4 protein-coding genes and 1 pseudogene are annotated in these 5,204 nt (G+C 71.3%); all 5 read left to right on the forward strand.

The features are described from left to right. Positions 1 to 653 (forward strand): alanine racemase (locus ABD172_RS03280; RefSeq protein WP_344306901.1); only part of this gene is annotated, 653 nt, incomplete at its 5' end. Further along, the gene (gene tsaE / locus ABD172_RS03285) at positions 650 to 1,210 is read left to right on the forward strand and encodes a tRNA (adenosine(37)-N6)-threonylcarbamoyltransferase complex ATPase subunit type 1 TsaE (protein WP_344306903.1); all 561 of its coding nucleotides are present in this window, start codon (positions 650 to 652) and stop codon (positions 1,208 to 1,210) included. The genes ABD172_RS03280 and tsaE, both read left to right, overlap by 4 nt. Then, on the forward strand, positions 1,207 to 1,956 hold the full coding sequence (tsaB, locus tag ABD172_RS03290; protein ID WP_344306905.1) for a tRNA (adenosine(37)-N6)-threonylcarbamoyltransferase complex dimerization subunit type 1 TsaB: 750 nt from the start codon (positions 1,207 to 1,209) through the stop codon (positions 1,954 to 1,956). Before tsaE ends, tsaB begins: the two co-directional genes overlap by 4 nt. Before the next feature lie 5 nt (positions 1,957 to 1,961). Further along, the gene (rimI, locus tag ABD172_RS03295) at positions 1,962 to 2,459 is read left to right on the forward strand and encodes a ribosomal protein S18-alanine N-acetyltransferase (RefSeq protein WP_344306907.1); all 498 of its coding nucleotides are present in this window, start codon (positions 1,962 to 1,964) and stop codon (positions 2,457 to 2,459) included. A 278-nt stretch (positions 2,460 to 2,737) separates the two neighbouring features. Next, a pseudogene (locus ABD172_RS03300) lies at positions 2,738 to 4,768 on the forward strand (PhoX family protein); the annotation flags it as partial. Positions 4,769 to 5,204 lie beyond the last annotated feature (436 nt).

The following is a 5,204-nucleotide window of genomic DNA, read 5'->3' on the forward strand; positions in this document are numbered from 1 at the left end:
GGGTCCGGGAGGCCATGCGGAAGGCGCACGGGGCGCTGGGGGACCCGGAGCGCCTCGGCGTCCATGCCGCGAATTCCCCGGCCGCCCTCACCCGTACGCCGGTGCCCGGCACGATGGCCCGTGTGGGGCTCGCGACCTACGGCCTCAGCCCCTTCGAGGGGCGGACTCCGGCGGAGCTCGGTCTCCGCCCGGCGCTGTCCCTCCACTCGACGGTGCTCGCCCTCAAGGACGTGCCCGCCGGGCACGGCGCCTCGTACGGACTCGTGTACACGGCCCCGCGGGCCACCCGCTTCGCCCTCGTCGCCGGGGGGTACGCCGACGGCATCCCGCGCAGCGCCTCGGGCCGGGCCGAGGTCGTCATCCACGGCCGCCGGTACCCGCAGGTCGGCCGCGTCGCGATGGACCAGATCGTCGTCGACCTCGGTCCCGGGCCGGCGGCGGACGCCGTGGAACGGCCGGCGGACGACGCGGCGTCCGGTGAGGTTCCTCCGGTCGCGGTGGGCGACGACGTCGTCCTCCTCGGCGACGGCATCACCGGCCCCAGCGCCGAGGAGTGGGGCACCTGGGCCGGTACCGTGAACTACGAGATCGTCACCCGGCTCGGATCCCGGACCGGCCGCCGGTACGTGCACAGCGAGGAGGAGATCGGATGACCGCACGACTCGTCGTCGAGAGTCTCGCCGACATGGAACGGCTCGCCGGGCTGCTCGCGGCCGCCCTCGAACCCGGTGACGTCCTCATCCTCACCGGCGACCTCGGAGCCGGCAAGACGACATTCACCCAGTTCCTCGCGCGTGCGATGGAGGTGAAGGGGCGGGTGTCCTCGCCGACCTTCGTCATCGCCCGGGAACACGATCCCAGCGGTGACGGGCCCGGACTCGTGCACGTCGACGCGTACCGCCTCGGCGATGCCGACGAGTTCGCCGACCTCGACCTCGACTCCGACCTGTCCGAGGTCGTCACCGTCGTCGAATGGGGGCACGGGATCGCCGAACAGCTTTCGGACGACCGCCTCGAGATCACCCTCACCCGCAACTTCGAGATCGCCGGGGAGCCCGTCGCGGTGACCTCGGAGGACCTCGACGAGTACGACACCGAGGACCAGACCCGGGTCGTCGACCTCGTCCCTGCCGGGGAGTCGTGGGAGACCCGGGTGGACCGGGTGAGCGAGGAATACCTCTCGAGCAATCGGGGCGGGAGAAACGCATGATCGTCCTCGCCCTCGATTCCTCCGCCGCCGCGTCCGTCGCGCTCGTCGAGCGTGCCGCCGACGGGACGGAGACCGTCCTCGCCTCCCGCACCGAGTTCTCCGCCCGCAAGCACGCGGAGTTCCTCGGTCCGGCACTGCGTGCCGTCATGGACGGCACCCCCGCCCCCGAGGCGGTCGTCGCCGGCGTCGGCCCCGGCCCCTTCACGGGCCTGCGGGCGGGCATCGCGACCGCGATCGGATACGCGATCGGCATCGACGCGCCGGTGTACGGCGTTCCGAGCCACGAGGGGCTCGCGCTGCGTGTGTACGAGGAGGCCGGCGTCCCCGCGGACACGCCCCTGCTCGTCGCGACCGATGCCCGCCGCAAGGAGGTCTACTGGACGCTGTTCGGCGCGTCGGAGGGCGGTCTGCCGCGCACCGTGACCGGGCCCGAGGTGAGCGCACCGGCCGTGCTCGCGGGCGCCTCGGCGGGCTCCGGTGCTGAGGACGGCGCCCCGGGAACCGGGCGCGTGGACCTCTCCGATCCCGGGCTTCACCGCGTGGGACGCGGATTCGCGCTCTACCCGGACGTGCTCGGGGCACCGGTGGACGACGCCCCGGAGGCGCTCGAGCCCGGAGCCGAATGGCTCGCACGCGTGGCGTTGCGGCGCCTCGCGGCCGGGGAGGAGCTGCTGCCGCCGGTGCCGTTGTACCTCCGCGAGGCGGATGCGAAGCCGGCGACCCCGCGCACCTCGGTGCTGAAGTAACGCCGATGACGACGCTCTCACCGAACCCGACCGTGCGACTGCGCCGCATGCGGTGGTGGGACCTCGCGGAGGTCGCCCGCCTCGACGCGGAGATCTTCGGCGCCGACGCCTGGACGACGGAATACTTCTGGGCGGAGATGGCGGCCCCCGGGCGGGTGTTCCTCGTCGCGGAGGAGGACACGGCGCCCGAGAACGGCAGCGCGCTCCTCGGATTCGCCGGACTCTCCGTCTCCGGAACCCAGTCCGACGTCCTCACGATCGCCTCGCATCCACGGGTGCGCGGCCGGGGCGTCGGGCGGGCGCTCCTCGACGCCCTGCTCGCACGGGCCCGGGAGGACGGGTGCGAGGTCGTCCATCTCGACGTGCGTTCCGACAACGCGCCGGCGCTCGGACTCTACGCCTCGCGCGGGTTCGAGGAACTCGACCGCCGTCCCGGCTACTACGCCGCGGATCCGGCCACCGGCGTGTCTCCCGACGCCGTCCTCATGCGTGCCTTCCTGTGACCGGCACCGAACCGACACACCGGCACTGATCCCACGGACCGGCACTGATCCGCGACACCGGCACTGGGCGCGCCCGAAGGTGGTCCCTGTGATCAATAGTGGTCCCCGTGATCAAAGGCGGTCCCTCGGAACGACCGTGAATAACCACACGCCACTGCGACGAAATTTCCGGTCCACCCGGCGTTCGGTGAGCGTTCACCCGAGTCCTACGCGCAGGCCACACCGACCTGATGGGATCGATCCGCGACTCCCGATCGAACCCACCCGGAGGATCATTCATGGCCATCGATCTCGGCCTCCCCATGGCCGCCCACGTCAAGGGCAAGCGCAGCGCCGTCACCTGTGCGCTCAAGTGCGCGAACGCCTGCGCCAGGGGTGTCTGCAACACCTCGTCCAATTCCTATTTCCGCGACATCGTGAACGCGAAGCTCTCGCGTCGCGCAGCACTCGGCCTCGGTGTGGTCGGTGCCGCCGGTGTCGTCCTCGCTCCCGCCGTCACCTCGGGTGCTCCCGCGCTCGCCGCCACCGCACCGGAGGGCACCTTCGGGTTCACCCCGATCGACCCGGTACCCTACACGACCGACTCCTTCGTCGTGCCCGAGGGCTTCGACTGGGCGCCGATCCTCCGGTGGGGCGATCCGCTGTTCGACGACAGCCCCGCCTTCGACGCGACGAACCAGACCCCCGAGGCGCAGGCCCGTCAGTTCGGGTACAACGTCGACTACACCGACATCATCCGGACCTCGGACACCACCGCGATCCTGTTCGTCAACCACGAGTACACGAACGAGACCATCATGTTCCCGGCCGACCAGCTGGCGAACGATCTCGACCGGGTGCGCGGAGTCGGCCTCAAGGCCCACGGCCTCAGCGTCGTCGAACTCACGCGTACGGACATCACCGCACCGTGGGAGCCGGTCGTCGGCGCCCCGCTCAACCGCCGGTTCCTCGACGACACCGAGTACGTCATGACCGGTCCCGCCGCCGGCAGCCCCCTGCTGCGCACGGACGCCGATCCGTCCGGCACCCGGGTGCTCGGCACCTTCGGCAACTGTGCGGGTGGCACCACCCCGTGGGGCACGATCCTCTCGGGCGAGGAGAACTTCAACGGCTACTTCCGTTCCGCCGGCACCTCGGCCGCCGAGGAGCGTTACGGCCTCGCCGACGAGGAGACCCAGCGCGGCTGGGAGCACCTCGACCCGCGCTTCGATGCACGCACCCCCGGCTACGAGAACGAGGTCAACCGCTTCGGCTGGATCGTCGAGATCGATCCGACGGACCCGACCTCGACCCCGCGCAAGCACACGATGCTCGGCCGCCTCAAGCACGAGGGCGCGAACGTCATCATCGCCGACAACGGCCGGGCCGTCGCCTACTCGGGAGACGACGAGCGCTTCGACTACCTCTACAAGTTCGTCTCCCGGGACTCCTTCGTCGAGGGCGACCGGGCGCACAACATGACGCTCCTCGAGGACGGCAGCCTGTACGTCGCGCGCTTCTCCGGTAATTCCCCGGCCGGTGAGATCGACGGTTCCGGCGAGCTTCCCTCCGACGGCGCGTTCGACGGCACCGGCGAGTGGTTGCCGCTCGTGGTCGACAACGCCTCCGTCGTTCCCGGCATGTCCACCGACGAAGTGCTCGTGCACACCCGACTCGCGGCGGACGCGGTCGGCGCGACGAAGATGGACCGCCCCGAGGACGTCGAGCCGAACCCGGCGACCGGTCGCGTGTACGTCGCGTGCACGAACAACTCGAACCGGGGCGTCGACGGCAACGACCCGGCGGACGAGGTCAACCCGCGCACCGAGAACCGTGACGGTCACGTCATCGAGATCGCGGAGGACGGCGGCGACCAGACCTCGACGACCTTCGCGTGGAACCTCCTCCTCGTCGCCGGTGACCCGTCCACGAACACGACGACGTACTTCTCCGGATTCCCGATGAACGAGGTCTCCCCGATCTCCTGCCCGGACAACCTCGCGTTCGACTCGCAGGGCAACCTGTGGATCTCGACGGACGGTGCCCCGAGCACGATCGGCTACAACGACGGACTCTTCCGCGTCACCCTCGAGGGCCCGGACCGCGGCCGGGTCGAACAGTTCCTCTCGGTCCCGGCGGAGGCGGAGACCTGTGGTCCGGTCGTCCACGACGACGAGTGGCACGTCTTCGTCTCCGTCCAGCACCCGGGCGAGGACGGCACGTACGAGCAGCCGACCTCGACGTTCCCGGACTCCATGAAGACGGCACCGCTCGCGGCCGCCGGCGGCGCGGAACTCTCGATCCCGCGTCCGACGACCGTCCAGGTGTTCCCGTTGCCGGGCACCGTTCCGGTGCCCACGGCCACGCCGACCGCCACCGAGGCGCCCACGCCCTCGCAGACCCCGACCGCCTCGGCGACGGCGACGCAGTCGGTCACCCCGACGCGGACGACGGTGCCGACTCCTTCGGAGACCGCAGTCGCGACGGCGACCGGCACGGCCACGGCCTCCGCGCCAGCAGCGACGACCACCTCGGCGGGTGCCGCGCAGGCGGGTTCGGGCGGCACGACCGGATCGAACGGTGACGAACTGCCGTTCACCGGTTCCGACCCGACCGCGACGCTCCTCGCCGGTGCCGGTGCCATCCTCACGGGTGGTGTCGCGTGGTGGGCGTCCCGCCGCCGGAAGAACGGTGGCGCGGAGGAGGAGTCCGCAGGCGAGGAGTGAGCGACTCACTGCGCTGAGCGACACCGCAACGCACCGCCGC

Source organism: Brevibacterium samyangense (genome assembly GCF_039529845.1).
In the GTDB taxonomy this organism is placed as follows: Bacteria; Actinomycetota; Actinomycetes; order Actinomycetales; family Brevibacteriaceae; genus Brevibacterium; species Brevibacterium samyangense.

Bases quoted from the DNA above. Each gene is read 5' to 3' on its own strand.
- tsaE (WP_344306903.1), top strand. From the start codon at position 650: ATGACCGCACGACTCGTCGTCGAGAGTCTCGCCGACATGGAACGGCTC.
- tsaB (WP_344306905.1), top strand. From the start codon at position 1,207: ATGATCGTCCTCGCCCTCGATTCCTCCGCCGCCGCGTCCGTCGCGCTC.
- rimI (WP_344306907.1), top strand. From the start codon at position 1,962: ATGACGACGCTCTCACCGAACCCGACCGTGCGACTGCGCCGCATGCGG.